Annotated in this window: 14 protein-coding genes; 11 read left to right on the top strand and 3 right to left on the bottom strand. The window is 71.9% G+C overall.

Translation table 11 applies throughout. The annotated features are described in order from the left end of the window. The first annotated feature begins 80 nt into the window (after positions 1-80). From ABZ622_RS30935 to ABZ622_RS30910, 6 genes are all read left to right on the top strand, one after another. Positions 81-308: a hypothetical protein gene (locus ABZ622_RS30935; protein WP_360548795.1), complete on the top strand. Its 228-nt coding sequence runs from the start codon at positions 81-83 to the stop codon at positions 306-308. A 69-nt stretch (positions 309-377) separates the two neighbouring features. Next, positions 378-1,655, top strand: a complete 1,278-nt coding sequence (locus tag ABZ622_RS30930) for a serine hydrolase domain-containing protein (RefSeq protein WP_360548793.1) — start codon at positions 378-380, stop codon at positions 1,653-1,655. A 128-nt stretch (positions 1,656-1,783) separates the two neighbouring features. Continuing rightward, complete coding sequence (locus ABZ622_RS30925) at positions 1,784-2,875, top strand: alpha/beta fold hydrolase (RefSeq protein WP_360548791.1); 1,092 nt, start codon at positions 1,784-1,786, stop codon at positions 2,873-2,875. Positions 2,876-3,138: 263 nt separating this feature from the next. Beyond that, positions 3,139-3,678: a hypothetical protein gene (locus ABZ622_RS30920; protein WP_360548789.1), complete on the top strand. Its 540-nt coding sequence runs from the start codon at positions 3,139-3,141 to the stop codon at positions 3,676-3,678. Positions 3,679-3,859: 181 nt separating this feature from the next. Next, positions 3,860-4,045: a hypothetical protein gene (locus ABZ622_RS30915; protein WP_360548787.1), complete on the top strand. Its 186-nt coding sequence runs from the start codon at positions 3,860-3,862 to the stop codon at positions 4,043-4,045. A 156-nt stretch (positions 4,046-4,201) separates the two neighbouring features. Further along, on the top strand, positions 4,202-7,354 hold the full coding sequence (locus ABZ622_RS30910; RefSeq protein ID WP_360548894.1) for an AAA family ATPase: 3,153 nt from the start codon (positions 4,202-4,204) through the stop codon (positions 7,352-7,354). A 22-nt stretch (positions 7,355-7,376) separates the two neighbouring features. Here the strand turns inward: ABZ622_RS30910 and ABZ622_RS30905 are convergent, their stop codons facing one another. The 3 genes from ABZ622_RS30905 to ABZ622_RS30895 form a co-directional block, all read right to left on the bottom strand. Beyond that, positions 7,377-7,649 carry a DUF6191 domain-containing protein gene (locus ABZ622_RS30905; protein ID WP_360548892.1) on the bottom strand — a complete coding sequence of 91 codons (273 nt, stop codon included), beginning with the start codon at positions 7,647-7,649 and terminating at the stop codon, positions 7,377-7,379. A 31-nt stretch (positions 7,650-7,680) separates the two neighbouring features. Next, a complete protein-coding gene (locus ABZ622_RS30900; RefSeq protein WP_360548890.1) occupies positions 7,681-8,853 on the bottom strand; it encodes a PQQ-dependent sugar dehydrogenase in 1,173 nt (390 codons plus the stop codon). A gap of 209 nt (positions 8,854-9,062) precedes the next feature. Beyond that, positions 9,063-10,055 carry an aldo/keto reductase gene (locus tag ABZ622_RS30895; protein WP_360548785.1) on the bottom strand — a complete coding sequence of 331 codons (993 nt, stop codon included), beginning with the start codon at positions 10,053-10,055 and terminating at the stop codon, positions 9,063-9,065. A gap of 131 nt (positions 10,056-10,186) precedes the next feature. Between ABZ622_RS30895 and ABZ622_RS30890 the strand changes: the two genes are divergently transcribed. The 5 genes from ABZ622_RS30890 to ABZ622_RS30870 all read left to right on the top strand — a co-directional run. Further along, positions 10,187-11,155, top strand: coding sequence for a 2-hydroxyacid dehydrogenase (locus tag ABZ622_RS30890; protein ID WP_360548783.1), 969 nt, complete (start codon positions 10,187-10,189; stop codon positions 11,153-11,155). A gap of 272 nt (positions 11,156-11,427) precedes the next feature. Beyond that, the gene (locus ABZ622_RS30885) at positions 11,428-14,262 is read left to right on the top strand and encodes an EAL domain-containing protein (protein ID WP_360548888.1); all 2,835 of its coding nucleotides are present in this window, start codon (positions 11,428-11,430) and stop codon (positions 14,260-14,262) included. A gap of 217 nt (positions 14,263-14,479) precedes the next feature. Next, the gene (locus tag ABZ622_RS30880) at positions 14,480-16,336 is read left to right on the top strand and encodes an acetolactate synthase large subunit (protein WP_360548781.1); all 1,857 of its coding nucleotides are present in this window, start codon (positions 14,480-14,482) and stop codon (positions 16,334-16,336) included. Between the two features lie 22 nt (positions 16,337-16,358). Continuing rightward, positions 16,359-16,886, top strand: coding sequence for an acetolactate synthase small subunit (ilvN, locus tag ABZ622_RS30875; protein WP_072486863.1), 528 nt, complete (start codon positions 16,359-16,361; stop codon positions 16,884-16,886). Between the two features lie 100 nt (positions 16,887-16,986). Continuing rightward, a partial coding sequence (locus ABZ622_RS30870) for a hypothetical protein (protein WP_318273256.1) occupies positions 16,987-17,084 on the top strand: 98 nt, incomplete at its 3' end.

The raw sequence follows: 17,084 nt of genomic DNA, 5'->3' as shown, positions 1-17,084 counted from the left end.
GCCGGGATCGGACGGATCCCGGCACCGGGCCGGAGCCGGCTTTCGCGGCTTTCTCCTGCTACGACCGATGAGGAGTTGACATGGCCTACCGATTCTGGTGCGGAGAGTGCGGTTTCAAGACGCCGTGGCTCGCCGAGTCCCGGGGTGCGCAGCGTCAGTTGGAGCACTACCTCAAGCAGCATCCCGGAATTCCCGCCGGTGGCCATGTGGAGACCAACCGGAAAAACCCCGAGGGCGGCTTCGGATTTCTGCAAGTGGCGGGAATCGCCCTCCTGTTGCTGATCATCGTCGTTTCCTGTCGACGCTGAGAGCGACCTGAATTCGACCGCACAACCGGAACGACCATCCAACCGAAAGGGACGGTAAAGAGAATGAGCGTGCTCGATTCATCCGGTACAGGCGTCGCGGTGGACACGGAGAACCCTGACGCCGGAGGCGCGGCCCGGCAGCAGCCGTCGCCGGCGCGCAGGCGCCGGAACCGGCGCAGGCTGCTGCCGGTGGCCGGCCTGACCTGCCTCCTGCTGACCGCCGCCGGCACGTCGAACGCGGCCGCCGGGGCCACCGGCCCGTCGACCGTCGCCCCGGCCACCGGCTCCTCGGCAGCCGCCCGGACCCCGGCCGAGATCCTTCAGGCCGGGGCCCAGCAGGGGATCGCCGACGGGTACCCGGGCGTGATCGGCATGGTCCGGAAGGGCGACACCGCCCAGTACGTGCACGCGGGGGTCGGTGACCGCGCGACCAAGGTGCCGGCGGACCCGAAGGCGGCGTTCCGGATCGGCAGCAACACCAAGGCGTTCGTCTCCACCGTGCTGCTCCAGCTGGAGGGCGAGAAGAAGCTCTCGCTGGACGACACCGTTGCCCGGTGGCTGCCGGGAGCGGTCGACGCCAACGGATACGACGGCTCGAAGATCACGATCCGTCAGCTGCTCAACCACACGTCGGGCCTGCCCGACTACCTCAGTGCCGTGCAGATCAACGCGCCGTACTTCCTCAACCTCAACCCGAGGGAGGTCTTCCCGCCGCAGAACCTGGTCGACGTCGCCCTCGGCATGCGCGCGCCGACGAGCACGCCGGGGGAGAAGTTCGGCTACTCCAACACCAACTACGTGCTCGCAGGCATGGTGATCAAGGCCGTCACCGGTTCGGAACCGGCCGCGGAGGTGCAGCGGCGCATCATCGAGCCGCTCGGCCTGCGCGACACGAGTTTCCCCACCGCCGACCCCGCGCTCTACGGCAACCACCTCCACGGCTACGTGCTCCGGGCGATTCTCATCGACGACGCCACGGTCTCCAACGTGCAGGTCAGCGGGAGTGCCGGTGCCATGGTGTCGACCATGGACGACCTGGCCACGTTCTCCCGGGCGCTGATGACCGGGAAACTCCTGGAGCCCGCGCAGCTGGCCGAGCTCAAGACCACCGTCCCGGTGAACGCCGAAGCCGGTTACGGGCTGGGCATCGAACACGTGAAGCTGTCCTGCGGGAAGTGGGCCTGGGGGCACAACGGCGCGGTGCTCGGCTACTTCAGCGAGTGGCTGAGCAGCGAGGACGGCACCGAACAGGCGCTGCACGCCAACAACGAGTTCCACATGCTCGCCGGAACTCCGGGACAGGCCCACACGGGCAAGGCCATGACGGACGCGTTCTGCGCGCTCTGAGGACCGCGACCGGAAGGGCGCAGGCCGCGCGGGCCGGGTCGATGACGCGACCCGGCCCGCGCGGCCCGGCCCCGGACCGCCGCCCCCACTCACCCGCGAGAGCCGCCCGCCCTCGGAGAGGACACCCGATGAAAACGCTGCTGACCGCCTGGCGGACACGTACGCGGACGGCCGTCGCCGCGGCCGCGCTGACCATGACCGCGACCCTCGCGACCCCGCTCGCGCACGCCGAGGGCGCCGCCCCTCCGGTGCTGTCCGACGGATTCGGCCTGACCCAGGTCGCCGGGGGCACCGAGGTGCACTCGGACCACGACTTCACCATCACCGTGACCACCCCGCAGGTGGCGGGCTCGCACAGGATCCGCATCTTCCTGCCCAGCGGCTACCGCACCGACCCCGGCAAGCGCTGGCCGGTGGCGTACTTCCTGCACGGCGGCCCCGGAAACCCGGACGACGCCGCGGCCGCCCCGGCGCTGCGCTCGGACTCGATGATCACCGTCGTGCCGGACGGCGGCCGGAAGGGCTGGTACGCCGACTGGCTCATGCAGAACACCGCGGAGGGCGCGGCGAACTGGGAGACCTTCCACCTGAAGCAGGTCGTCCCCTTCATCGACGCGAACCTGCGCACCATCGCCGACAAGGACCACCGGGCCGTCGTGGGCCTGTCGATGGGCGGCTTCGGCGCCCTGCACTACGGCGAGGCCCGGCCCGATCTCTTCGGCCATGTCGCCTCGCTGTCCGGCGGCATCGACTTCGGCATGTTGGAGGTCCGCGCAGCGGTCCTGGCCACGGAGCTCAACGTCACGGGAGCCTGGTGCGCCGTGAGCACCTCCAGCCCGTCCGGCACCGGCCGGTGCACCGGCTACGGTCCCACCGTCGACAGCGACGCGATCTTCGGCTCCCCCTACCCGGTCCTGAACGCGGACCGGATCTGGAAGGCGGTCGACCCCGCCGCCCCGGCCAACCTGGCCGGGCTCGCCGGGGCCGAGGTCACGCTCTACACCGGCGACAACGACGTGATCGATCACTTCACCGCGATCGCCGCCAGGAACGTCAAGACCCGCATGGACACGCTCGGGCTGCCCAGCCGCCTGGTCGACTACGGCGACGGGTCGACACTGGCCGCCGGCTGCGACGGCGGCCACAACTACGGCTGCTGGGCGGCCGCCCTCGCCGACTACGTACCCCGGCTCCAGGACTCCTTCGAGGCGAAGAGCTGACACGGAGGACAACGGCTCGGCAATGACCCCGGTCCCGGCGGACGTCCGCCGGGACCGGGGCCCGCCCATGACTCCGTCGCGCGGGGCATTCGTTAAGAGGGTTCTCATACGGGCCCCCTAGCGTGCGCAACATGAACCCCAGGACCCCCACTAACCCCACCGCTCCCGCCGACTCCGAAGCATCCGAAGTATCCGCAGCAGCCGATGCGTCTGATGCGTCTGATGTGCCCCATGCGTCTGATGCATCCGGTGCCGAGGAGGCCGTGACCAAGAAGGCCGCGGCCGAGGGCACCTCGTACGACCTGGACAAGGTCACCGGGGACGCGGTCACGGAGGACGGGGACGAGGACGGGGACGAGGACCTGGACGGCCTCGACGACGAATCGGCCAAGGAGCCCTCCGGCCTGGGGGCGGCCGCCGCTGCCGTGGTCGCGGCCGGTCTCGGCGTCGTCGCACTCACCGGGTCCTGGACCGGCAAGGTCGCCGCCGAGCGCGAGACCCTGATCGGCCAGATCAAGACCTCGGGCGGCGGCACCGCGGCCCAGCAGATCTCCGAGATCTACGGCGACGCCTGGCACTCCACCGCCCTGGTCAACGGACTCTTCGCGCTGCTGGCCCTGCTGGTCGGCATCTTCGCCCTGGTCCGACCGGCCTTCGGCGTACCCTCCGCGCAACCGCAGCCCGGCTGGGTCCGCGCCGTCGCGACCGCCGGCATCGTGCTCGGCGTCCTCGGCCTGCTGATCTCCGTAGGCATGTACTTCGACCTCATCGTCGCCCTGCCGACCGCGACCGCCGCCCAGTAGGCACGACGGCCCGAGGACCGTTCTGTAGGGCATCCGACGAGAGACCCTGGGGCACTCCGCCCCACAAAGATGCGGATCTTGCCCGATGTGGTGACACCCCCTGGGGGACGACAGTCGGGGCACGGCAGAGAAACCCTGCCGCCCCCGGCCCGAACGGGCCGTCGTCCCCAGGGAGAAGCACATGCACGCGTACCGGCTCCACGAACTGCACGCCGCCGAACTGCGCCGCCGGGCCGAGCGGGACCGGCTCGTCCGGGAGGCCCTTCGCGCCCGCCGGGACGCCCGCAGGGCCGCCCGGCGCACCGGGCGCAAGGAGGCCGGGGGGCCGGTGAGCACCGACCAGAAGCGATTCGCCCACGCCGCGTGAAGGCCGTGCGACGATGCCCGATGCCCGACGCCCGACGCCCGATGCCCGACGCCCGATGAGCCGGTGACCGGCGAGCCGGTGCCTGCCGGATCGATGCCCGGCGCGGCGGTGGCCGGCCGCCCGGCTCCGGGGCCTGCGCGCCCGGCCCCGTATGCGATGCTCGGCGGCGTGGAGACCAGGTCCGTCAGCCCCGTGTTCGTCGGCCGCGAGGAAGAGTTCGCCTCGCTCGTCGACGCGCTCGGCCGTGCCTGCGCGCAGGGCGGCGGCGGCCCGGACGGGGCGGACACCCCGGGCGAACCGCAGGCGCTGCTCATCGGCGGCGAGGCGGGGGTCGGCAAGACCCGGCTGGTCGAGGAGTTCCTCGCGGCGGCGGTACGCCGCGACGCGGTCGTCGCGGTCGGCGGCTGCGTCGAGATCGGCGCCGACGGCCTGCCCTACGCCCCGTTCTCCACCGCGCTGAGGGCCCTTCGCCGCACCCTGCCCGCCGAGGTCGCCGCCGCCTGCGCCGGGCGGGAGGGCGAGCTGGCCCGGCTGCTCCCCGAGCTCGGCGAGGCCGACCGGGACGCGACCGACGAACACAGCACCGCCCGGCTCTTCGAGCTCACCGCGAGACTCCTGGAACACGTATCCGCCGGTCGCCCCGTCGTCCTCGTCCTCGAAGACCTGCACTGGGCCGACACCTCCACCCGCCACCTCCTCTCCTACCTCTTCCGCACCGTGCGCGACGGCCGCCTCGTCGTGATCGGCACCTACCGCTCCGACGACATCCACCGCCGCCACCCGCTGCGCCCCCTGCTCGCCGAACTGGACCGGCTGCGCACGGTGCACCGGATCGAACTCGCCCGCTTCAACCGCGCCGAGGTCCGCCGCCTGCTCACCGGCATCCTCGCCGCCACCCCCGAGGCCACCCTCGTCGACGAGATCTTCGAACGCTCCGACGGCAACGCCTTCTTCGTCGAGGAACTCGCCCGCAGCCTGGAGAGCGGCGACCGCTCCCGGCTCACCGACTCGCTGCGCGACCTCCTCCTCGTACGCGTCGAAGTGCTCCCCGACGACACGCAGAAGATCGCCCGGATCGTCGCCGAGGGCGGCTCGACCGTCGAGTACGAACTGCTGGCCGCGGTCGCCCGGCTGACCGAGGACGAACTCATCGAGGCACTGCGGGCGGCCGTCGGCGCCAATCTGCTGCTCGCCACCCCGGAGGGCAACGGCTACCGTTTCCGGCACTCCCTGGTCCGCGAGGCCGTCAGCGACGACCTGCTGCCCGGCGAACGCTCCCGGCTCAACCGGCGCTACGCCCAGGCCCTGGAGGCCGACCCCACCCTCGTCCGCGCCGGGGAGCGCGCCACCCGCCTCGCCAGCTACTGGTACGGCGCACACGACGCCGCGAAGGCCCTGCCCGCCGTGCTCAAGGCCTCCGTCGAGGCCCGCCGCCGCTACGCTTTCTCCGAACAACTCGGCCTGCTGGAACGGGCGATGGAGCTGTGGGACGACGCCCCCGACGACGTGCGCCGCACCCTGCGGCCCATCGACTACGCCGAGAGCTACCCGGCCTGCGGCTGCGACCCCGACACCACCCCGCTGCGCTATCTCGATCTGATGGCCGAGGCCACCGTCGCCGCCCGGTTCGGCGGGGAACGCGAACGCGCCCTGGCCGTCGCCAAGAAGGCCATGCGGGTACTGGAGGGCGAGGACGACCCGTTGCGCGCCGCCTGGTTCTGGGTCCAGCGCTCCCGGCTGGTCCAGGACCTCGCCCGGGGCGACGGCCGCGAGGAACTGGCCACCGCCCAGGAACTCGTCCGCGGCCTGCCCCCGTCCGCCGTCCACGCCGACGTCCTGATGAGCGTGGCGGGCTGGGGCGCCCTGCACCGTCCCGGCGCCGAGACGCTGCTCGCCACCGACCGGGCGGTGGAGTACGCCAGGCTCGTCGGCGACGAGTACATCGAGCTGCACGCCCGGCTCACCCGCGGCCGGCTCACCGCCGAGGCGGGCGGGGTCGACGAGGGCATCGCCGAGATGTACGCCGTCCGCGACCGCGCCGACGAACTGCACATGGTCGGCATCATGAGCCGGGCCGGGATCAACCTCCCGTCCACCCTCGAATCCATGGGCCGCTCCCTGGAGGCCGTGACCGCCGCGGACCACGGCATCGCGACCGGCCTCGGCCACGGCATCGCGGACATGGAGGCATGGGTCCGCTGCAACCGGGCGACCTCGCTGTTCTCCCTCGGGCACTGGGACGAGAGCCGGGCCACCACCGACGCGGCGGCCCGCGCCGCCCGGTCCGGCACGGCCCGGGCAATGGTGGCCTCCCGCCGCACCGAACTCGCCCTCGCACAGGGCGACCTGGCCGAGGCCGAGAACCAACTCGCCCTCACCCGGCGCTGCTTCGGCTCCCTCGCCCCCCAGCCCCAGCACATCATCGACCCCGCACGCCACGCCATGGCCCTGGCCGCACAGCAGGGCAGGCTCGCCGAGGCACGGGCCGAGTTCGAGGCCCGGTCGGAGCAGGGCTTCCCGCCCGGCACCCAGCGGTACGCGCTGCCGCTGCTCCAGGTCGCCGCAGCGGCCGAGGCCGACGCCAGGGGCCTGCCCGCCGCCGACCCCGGCCGGCCGGCGATCCTGGCCGCCATCCGCGCCCACCTGAAGCGGCTCCCGATGCTCGCCCCGGTCTGGGCCGCCCACGGTCTCCTCGTCGATGCCGAGCTGGCCAGGGCGGAGGGCATCGACACCCCCGCCCACTGGTCCCGCGCGGCCGCCGCCTTCGCGCCGCTGCACCGCCCGTACGAGCTGGCCCGGATCCGGCACCGCTGGGCCGAGGCACTCCTCGTCGCCTCGGGCGACCGGCCCGCCGCCACCACGCTGCTGCGGGAGGCCCACCGCACCGCCGTGCGGCTCGGCGCCCGGCCGCTGACCACGGCCGTCGAACTGCTGGCCGGCCGCGCCCGCATCACCCTGGCCGCCCCGGACCGCGGTGCCACCCCCGAACTCCCGCCCGCGGTCACCGTCCCGGACCACGACGGCACCGGCGACGACGAGCCGTCCCCGGAGCGCGTCGAGGACCGGCTGCGCGAGGCGGCCGCCGCCGCGGTGGAGTCCTTCGGGCTGACCCGGCGCGAACAGGACGTGCACCGGCTGGTCGCCGAGGGCCACACCAACCGCAGGATCGCCGAGCAGCTCTACATCTCGCCCAAGACGGCGAGCGTGCACGTCTCCAGCATCCTCGCCAAGCTCGGCGTCTCCAGCCGCGGCGAGGCGGCCGCCCTCGCCCACCGGCTCCGCCTGTACCCGGTCCGCGGCAACATCTGACGGGGACCGGGACGCCGCCCGCTCAGGACCCCGCGCCGTCCCCGTCCGCCTCCGTGTCCTGAGCGGATCCCGGATCCGCCGAATCCGCCCGGTCCGCCCGGTCGGCGACGGGACTCGCACTCGCGCTCCCGCCCGAGCCGGAGGCCCGGACGACCACCTTCCCGGAGGCCAGGTCTATCGGCCCGCGCCCCGGGTCACCGACACCGAGATCCACCCGGGTCAGCTCCAGCCGCTTCTGTTCGTCGGAGGCGTGCTTGCGGCCGGGTGCGAAGAGTTCCTCGAAGAAGTTGAACACCGGCCGCACGCCCTTTCACCTGCTGTAGCCGCTACCGCACCGCCAGCACCAGGATCCTGTCGTCTCCCGGCTTCGGGGTGCCACGGGTGTCCGTATTGCTCGTGACGAGCCAGAGCTTGTCGCCGCCTGCGGCGAGCACGGTGCGCAGACGGCCGTACTTCCCCTCCAGGAACGACTGAGGGGCCGCCAGAGGTTCCTCGGCGTCATTGCCGGACAGCGGGATCCGCCAGAGCCGCTTGCCGCGCAGGCCCGCCATCCAGATCGAACCCTTGACGAAGGCGATCCCGCTCGGGGACGCCTCGGACGTCTTCCACTGTGCCACGGGATCGATGAAACCCTTCTTCCCCGCCTTGCCCTCGACCTCCGGCCAGCCGTAGTTCCCACCCGGCACGATCCGGTTCAGCTCGTCCCGGGTGTCCTGGCCGAACTCGGACGCCCACAGCTGCTTCTGCCCGTCCCAGGCCAGCCCCTGCACATTGCGGTGCTCGTACGAATACACCACGGAGTCGGCCTCCGGGTTGCCGTGCAGCGGCTGCCCGTCCGGGGTCATCCGCAGGATCTTGCCGGCCAGCGACTTCCTGTCCTGCGCGAGGCCGTCGTCGCCCGTCTCCCCGGTGCCCGCGTACAGCATGTGGTCCGGGCCGAAGGCGATCCGCCCGCCGTTGTGGACCGACCCCTTGGGGATGCCGCGCAGGATCGTGTCGGGCGCGCCCAGCAGCCGGCCGGGCGTCGTGCCGTTCTCGTCGTACTGCATGCGGGCGATGCGGTTGTCGGACTCGGTCGTGAAGTACGCGTACACCATGTGGTCCGCGCCGTACGTGGGGGAGACCGCGATCCCCAGCAGTCCGCCCTCACCGGCGGGCGACACCCCGGGCACCGCGCCCAGCAGGGTCTTCCTGCCGGTCTTCGCGTCGATCCGGGTGATCGTGCCCTTGTCACGGGAGGAGACCAGCAGATCGCCGCCGGGCAACTGCGCCAGCCCCCAGGGCGACTCCAGTCCCTCGGTGAGCGTCGACACCACCTTCACCGATCCCTTGGCGGGCGGCAGGTCGGGCGAGGCGGACGGGGAGGCCGGGGGACGTGCGGCGACGGGGGAGGAGCCGGAGGCCGATGGCGTACCCCCGACGCCCGCCGTGCCGCCGGAGCCGCCGCCCGAGGAACACCCCGCGGTCAGCACCAGCGAACCGGCCGCCAGCACGGCCACCGTCCCGCGGCGCAGGCCCCGGCCCAGGCCCCGCGGCCCGGCGGGGCCTCGTACAGATCCGAACAGAACACCGCGCACAGCACCGATCCCTTCGACGGCCAGCTGACTACTGTTCTTACACCGCGGCCCCGCCCCGGGGTTCCCGATGCCCGCCGATTCTGCCGTCCGGCGCGCACGTACGAGGGCGGAACGCGGACCGGCCGGCAGTCTCAGTCCCACGACCCCTGCGCACCGGGCAGGGCGGCGATCTCCGCCAGGTCCCGCGGGGTCAGGTTCAGCCCGGCCGCCCCCGCGTTCTCCACCGCCCACCGCTCCCGCTTGGTCCCCGGCACCGGCACCACGTGCGGCCCCTGCCGCAGCACCCAGGCCAGCGCCACCTGCGCGGTACTCGCCCCGTGCCGTTCGGCGATCCGCCGCAGGCCGACCACCACCGGCTGGTTCGCCGCCATCATCTCCGCCGTGAACCGGGGATGCCGGGCCCGCAGATCGTCCGGCTCGAAGCCCTGCCCCGGTGTCAGCGTGCCGGTCAGATAGCCGCTCCCCAGCGGCATCGCCGCCAGCAGCCCCACACCCCGTGCCGAACACCACGGAAGCAACGACTCCAGCGCCTGGGGCGACCAGACCGAGAGCTCCGCCTGGACCGCGCTCACCGGGAAGACCTGCTGCACCCGGTCCAGCTGACGGATCGTTTCGTCGTACATCCGCGACCCCGGCCGGCGTGAGGCCCGCGCCCCGATCGCGCAGAGCCCGAGCGCCCGCACCTTCCCGGCGGTCACCAGCTCCGCCATCGCGCCCCAGGTCTCCTCGACCGGCACCTCGGGGTCGGCCCGGTGCAATTGGTACAGATCGATCACATCGGTCTGGAGCCGGCGCAACGAGGCGTCGCAGGCCCGCCGGACGTAGCCGGGACGGCCGTTGGCCACGATGTGCTGGTCGCCCACCAGCAGTCCGCACTTGGTGGAGACGAACGCGTCCGACCTGCGGCCCTTCAATGCCCGCCCCACCAGCAGCTCATTGGTGAACGGGCCGTACATGTCGGCCGTGTCGAGCAGCTGGACACCCGCGTCGAGCGCGGCGTGCACCGTACGCAACGCACGGTCACCGCGCTGCTGCGAGGCGCTGTATGCCCAGCTCATCGGCATGCAGCCGAGACCGACCGCCCCCACGGCGAGCGCCGCCGCACCGAGACTCCTGCGCTCCAACTCCCCGACCCTCCCCAGGCCCGCCGCCGAACCGGGCCCATGCCCCGCCGTCGCGGGACCGCACCACACCCCAAAGTAACCTCTGCCGCCCGCCCGTCCTCGCACGGCCTCCGGCGATTAGCCTCCTGACCATGACTTCGACGAATACTCCCGACGTGACGAAGACGCCCGACGTGTGGCTGCCGTTCCCGGCGGACGAGGTGCCGGGGCTCCCCGAGGGGCTCAACTACCGGCTCTGGGACGGCGAACCGGACTATCCCGCCGACCCTGCCGACTGCGCCTATTACGTCGTGCCGTACATGAAGGGCGCCGAGGTCGCGGTCCGTCCGCTGGCAGGCATGCCGGCCATCCAGGTCGTGCAGACGCTCTCCGCGGGCATCGACCACGTCGAGCCCGCACTCGGCCTCCTGCCGGACGGGGCGCTGGTCTGCAACGCCAAGGGGGTCCACGAGGCGTCCACCGCGGAGCTCACCCTGGCTCTGATCCTCGCCTCCCTGCGCGGTGTTCCCGGCTTCGTGCACGGCCAGGACAAGGAGGAGTGGCGGTCCGGCTTCTATCCCGCGCTCGCCGACAAGTCCGTGCTGATCGTCGGGTACGGCTCGATCGGCTCCGCCATCGAGGACCGGCTCGCGCCCTTCGAGTGCGCGCGGGTGGTGCGCGTCGCGCGCTCCGCACGGGCAACCGCACGCGGCCCCGTACACCCGCTCGAAGACCTCTCCGCACTGCTGCCCGAGGCCGATGTCGTGGTGCTGTCCACCCCGCTGAACCCGTCCACGCAGGGGCTGGCCGACGCGAAATTCCTGGCCGCGATGGCGGACGGGGCACTGCTCGTGAACGTCGCCCGGGGCGGCGTCGTCGACACCGAGGCGCTGCTGATCGAACTCCAGTCCGGCCGGCTGCGGGCCGCCCTCGACGTCACCGACCCGGAACCGCTGCCCGCCGGCCACCCCCTCTGGCATGCTCCGAACGTCCTGATCACTCCTCATGTGGGCGGCAGCACGTCGGCCTTCCTGCCGCGCGCCAAGCGGCTGCTGGCCGGGCAGTTGAGCCGGTTCGCCGCGGGGGAGCCGGTGGAGAACGTGGTACGCACCATCGGCTGACCACGCTGCGGAGGCCTCCGGTCGCGCACTGTTCCGACAACCCCCCAGGTCGTCACGGAGAGTAGAGGAACTATGTCCCTGCGTGACGAGTCTGGTGTATCGTCCCGAAAGGGGCGCTGCGCCGTGGAAGGGACGGCGCCAGGGAGGACGCGACACGCGAGGGGGCGGGCGATGTACGGCCGATGGGTGCACGATCCGACACCGCCGGGCAGCCGACGGGGACCGGCGGGACGCCGGGTGCGCGCGCACCCGACGACACCGGGGGCGCCCCGGTGAGCGCGCCGGCCGATGCCCTCGGGGCCCTCCTCTCCCGGAGGTCGGCCGTGGGCGGCGCGTCCGCGCTGGTCTGGCAGATCCTGCTCGGCGTCGTCTGGGCCGGATACGCCGTGGGAGCGGCCCTCGGCTGGGGTTCTCAGCAACTGGCCTTCTTCATGGGGGATTTCGGGCTCAGCGCGGCGGCCCTGATCGCCGCCGTCTCCTGCTTCCGCTACGCACGGGCCGGCTCCGGCGGGTTCCGGCCCGCCTGGCTGCTGTTCGCGCTCTCCTCGTTCATGGCCTCCGCAGGCAACGCCGTCTGGGGCTGGTACGAGGTGGTGCTCGGGCTCCCGGTGCCCACCCCCTCGCTCGCCGACGTCTTCTTCCTCTGCTTCGCGCCGCCCGCCATCGTCGGGCTGCTCGTCCTTGCCAAGCGCCCGGTCACCAGAGCCGGCTGGCTCTGTCTCGCGCTGGACTCCTGGCTGATCGGCGGCTCGCTGCTCACGCTCTCCTGGAGTCTCGCCCTCGCGCACACCGCGCATCTGGTGGACGCCGAGGGCGTGAGCGTGGCCCGCGCGGCGCTGGCGCTGGCCTATCCGCTGCTCGACATCGTGCTGGTCTCCATGGTGCTGGCGCTGCACTTCCGGCGCTCCAGCGTCAACCGCTCCGCGGTGAACACCGCCGTCGCCGCACTCGCCCTGACGGTCCTGTCCGACGCCCTGTTCACCTCACCGCTGCTGCGCCAGACCTACCACTCCGGCCAGATGCTGGACGCGGGCTGGTTCGCCGGCTCGCTGCTCCTCGCGTACGCCCCCTGGGGCGCCAACAGGGCCGCGGGCAACGCTTTCCCGCCCCTGAGCACACAGCCCGCCAGTCGCCCCATCGCCGGATCGCTGGCCGCGCTGACGCCCTATCTCGCCGCCGCGGTCTGCACCCTCGGCATCCTCTACAACGCCGTCGAGGGCCGCCGGGTGGACCGCGTGGTGGTCCTCACCGGCTGCACGGTGGCGCTCGCCCTCGTCGTACGGCAGGGCATCATGCTCGTCGACAACATCGCCCTCACCCAGGAACTGGCGCAGAAGGAGAACCACTTCCGCTCCCTGGTCCAGGGTTCCAGCGACGTCATCATGATCGCCGCCCCCAACGGTGTGCTGCGCTACGTCAGCCCCGCCGCCGCCGGGGTGTACGGGCGCGAGGCCGACGAGCTGGTCGGCGCCGAGCTGTCCTCGATCATCCACCCCGACGACCTGGGGCGGGTGGTCCACGAAGTGCGCCGGTTCCTCGCCGCCCCGCCGGGCGAGGAGCCCACCACCCGGATCGAGTGCCGGTTCAGATCCGGTACGGGGGACTGGCTCAACGTCGAATCCACGGTCAATCGCCACCAGGGCGGGCTGATCCTCAACAGCCGAGATGTGACCGAACGGGTCCGGCTCCAGGCCCAGTTGCAGCACAACGCCGAGCACGACCCGCTCACCGACCTGCCCAACCGGGCGCTGTTCACCAAACGGGTCCGCCAGGCCCTCGGCGGCCGCCGCTCCGGCGACTCCGGCACCGCCGTGCTCTTCATCGACCTCGACGGCTTCAAGGCGGTCAACGACCGCCTCGGCCACCAGGCGGGCGACGAGCTCCTCATTCAGGCCGCCCGCCGCCTCCACGAATCCGTCCGGGCCGGCGACACCGCCGCGCGCCTGGGCGGCGACGAATTCGCGGCGATCATCCTCGGCGACGGCACCCGCGACCAGCCCGCCCGGGAATGCCAGGTCCACGAGATCGCCGACCGGCTGCGCCTCACCCTCTCCCAGCCGTACCGGATCGGCACCGGCGAGGTCCGGGTCGCCGCGTCCATCGGGGTCGCCTTCGCCGAACCCGGCATCACCCCCAGCGACCTCATGCGCAACGCGGACCTCGCCATGTACCGCGCCAAGGCGGGCGGCAAGGACCGCGTCGAGCTGTACGCCCCGCAGATGCAGGCCGATGTGGTGCGCCGCTCCGAGCTGGCCGCCCGGCTGCGCACCGCCCTGCGCGACGGCGAGTTCGCCCTGCTCCACCAGCCGGTCGTGCACCTCGCCAGCGGCCGGGTCGCCGCCGTCGCCGCCCAGGCCCGCTGGCGCTCCGCCCAGGGCATCCTGTTCACCCCGGCCGAGTTCCTGCGCGTCGCCGAGGACGGCGACCGCACCGCCGAGCTCGGCCGCTGGCTCCTCGAAGAGGCCGTCGAGCAGGCCGCCGACCGGGCCAGGGCCGGGCACCCGGTCTCCGTCGCCGTGCGCCTCTCCGCCCGCCGGCTCCTGGACAAGGGCACGCCGTTCGGCTCCGTGGAGGCACTGCTCACCCGGCACGGCCTGCCCTCCGGAGCCCTGATGATCGAGGTCGCCGACAGCGACCCCCGGATCTCCTTCGAGGAACTGGAACAGCGTCTCGTGGCCCTGCGCCGCATCGGCGTCCGCATCGCGCTCGACGGCTTCGGCAGCGGCTACGCCGCGATCAACGCCCTGCGACGCCTCCCCATCGACGTACTGAAACTGGACCGCGGTCTCGTCGAGGGCGTGGTGGAGTCCGCCCGGCTGCACAAGATCACCAGCGGCCTGCTGCGTATCGCCTGCGACCTCGGCATGCAGTCCGTGGCCGACGGGGTCGACGTACCGGAGCAGGTCCTGGCGCTGCGCGCGATGGGCTGTACGCACGGCCAGGGAATGGCCTTCTCCGGACCGCTCGACGAGTACCGGCTGCGTCGCGCCCTGGCCCGCGGCGAGTTCCCGGTGCCCGGCAGCGCCATGGCCCAGCCCGTCCTGACAGGCGGCTCGATTCCACTCCTCAGCGGCTCACATGCTGAGACGCCCATCCCACCCACTTGACACGTCGAGTGCGTCGGAGAGAGGGTCATTGCCATGCGCACCCGAATTCTCGTACTTGGAAAGCGCGTCGGCTGAAGCAGAGTCCCACGATGGCACTCTGCAGACCGCACCGACGCGCTCCCCTCGCTTGCCTCACGGCACGGGGGGTTTTTTGTTGCACCGGCACCACGCAAACTGTTGCAAAACACCCGCAGAAACCCTCAGCTTCGAGAAGAGAATGCCGATGACCGAGCAGGCCACCGGGGCCCACCATCCCCAGCCGCGGGCCCGTAGCGGCGGATCGTCCCCCGCCACCGTTGAGCACGTCACGGGCGCGCAGTCCCTCATCCGCTCCCTTGAGGAGGTGGGGGCCGACACGGTATTCGGCATTCCCGGCGGCGCCATCCTTCCGGCGTACGACCCGATGATGGACTCCACCCGGGTCCGCCACGTGCTGGTCCGCCACGAGCAGGGCGCCGGACACGCGGCCACCGGCTACGCACAGGCCACCGGCAAGGTCGGCGTCTGCATGGCGACCTCCGGCCCCGGCGCCACCAACCTGGTCACCCCGATCGCCGACGCCCACATGGACTCCGTCCCGCTGGTCGCGATCACCGGCCAGGTGGCCTCCAAGGCGATCGGGACGGACGCCTTCCAGGAAGCCGACATCTGCGGCATCACCATGCCGGTCACCAAGCACAACTTCCTGGTCACCAAGGCCGAGGACATCCCGCACACGATCGCCGAGGCCTTCCACATCGCCTCCACCGGCCGTCCGGGCCCCGTCCTCGTCGACATCGCCAAGGACGCGCTCCAGGCACGGACCACGTTCAGCTGGCCGCCGACCCAGGACCTGCCCGGCTACCGCCCGGTCACCAAGCCGCACGCCAAACAGATCCGCGAGGCCGCCAAGCTGATCACCCAGGCCAGGCGCCCGGTGCTGTACGTCGGCGGCGGCGTCATCAAGGCGGGGGCCACCGCCGAACTGAAGGTCCTCGCAGAGCTCACCGGAGCGCCCGTCACCACCACACTGATGGCGCTCGGCGCATTCCCCGACAGCCACCCGCTGCACGTCGGAATGCCGGGCATGCACGGTGCGGTCACCGCCGTCACCGCGCTGCAGAAGGCCGACCTGATCGTCGCCCTCGGAGCCCGCTTCGACGACCGCGTCACCGGCAAGCTGGACAGCTTCGCCCCGTACGCCAAGGTCGTCCACGCCGACATCGACCCGGCGGAGATCGGCAAGAACCGGGTCGCCGACGTGCCGATCGTCGGCGACGCCCGCGAGGTCCTGGCCGACCTGGTCCAGGCAGTCCAGGCGGAGCACACCGACGGCCACGTGGGCGACTATGAGGCCTGGTGGAAGGACCTCAACCGCTGGCGCGACACCTACCCGCTCGGCTACGACCTGCCCGATGACGGCAGCCTGTCGCCGCAGCAGGTCATCCAGCGGATCGGCCGGCTCGCCCCCGAGGGCACGATCTTCGCGGCGGGCGTCGGCCAGCACCAGATGTGGGCCTCGCACTTCATCCAGTACGAGCAGCCCGCCACCTGGCTGAACTCCGGCGGCGCCGGAACGATGGGCTACGCGGTCCCGGCCGCGATGGGCGCCAAGGCCGGCATGCCGGACCGCACCGTCTGGGCGATCGACGGCGACGGCTGCTTCCAGATGACCAACCAGGAACTCACCACCTGCGCGCTCAACAACATCCCGATCAAGGTCGCGATCATCAACAACGGCGCGCTCGGGATGGTCCGCCAGTGGCAGACCCTGTTCTACAACCAGCGGTACTCCAACACGGTGCTGCACTCCGGCGCGGACACCGAGGGCGTCCCGGCGAAGGGCACCCGCGTCCCGGACTTCGTCAAGCTGTCCGAGGCCATGGGCTGCTACGCGATCCGCTGCGAGGACCCGGCCGACCTGGACAAGGTCATCGAAGAGGCCAACTCCATCAACGACCGCCCCGTCGTGGTGGACTTCATCGTCCACGAGGACGCGATGGTGTGGCCGATGGTCGCCGCCGGCACCTCCAACGACGAGGTCATGGCCGCCCGCGGGGTCCGTCCCGACTTCGGCGACAACGAAGACGACTGAGAGACAGAGAGAGACCGACTCCATGTCCACCAAGCACACGCTCTCCGTCCTGGTCGAGAACAAGCCCGGTGTCCTCGCCCGGATCACCGCCCTGTTCTCCCGCCGCGGCTTCAACATCGACTCGCTCGCGGTCGGCACCACCGAACACCCCGACATCTCCCGCATCACCATCGTCGTGAGTGTCGAGGACCTGCCCCTGGAGCAGGTCACCAAGCAGCTCAACAAGCTGGTCAACGTCCTGAAGATCGTCGAACTCGAGCCGTCCGCTGCGATCCAGCGGGAGCTCGTCCTGGTGAAGGTCCGCGCCGACAACGAGACCCGCTCCCAGATCGTCGAGATCGTCCAGCTGTTCCGCGCCAAGACCGTGGACGTCTCCCCGGAGGCCGTCACGATCGAGGCGACCGGCGGCGCCGACAAGCTGGAGGCCATGCTCAAGATGCTGGAGCAGTACGGCATCAAGGAGCTGGTCCAGTCCGGCACCATCGCCATAGGGCGCGGCGCGCGCTCGATCACCGACCGTTCGCTGCGCGCCCTCGACCGTACGGCGTAGGACCCGCCGCCTCGCCGCTCGTATGGCGAGACCCGAAAACGTATCTGACGCACCCCGCCGTACGGTGGGACGCAACACCTGCACACCAAGGAGAAACCCAGTGGCCGAGCTGTTCTACGACGACGATGCCGACCTGTCCATCATCCAGGGCCGCAAGGTCGCGGTGATCGGATACGGCAGCCAGGGCCACGCCCACGC

The organism is Streptomyces sp. NPDC007164, assembly GCF_040634135.1.
GTDB lineage: Bacteria > Actinomycetota > Actinomycetes > Streptomycetales > Streptomycetaceae > Streptomyces > Streptomyces sanglieri.
This window is presented reverse-complemented; position numbering and strand designations above follow the sequence as displayed.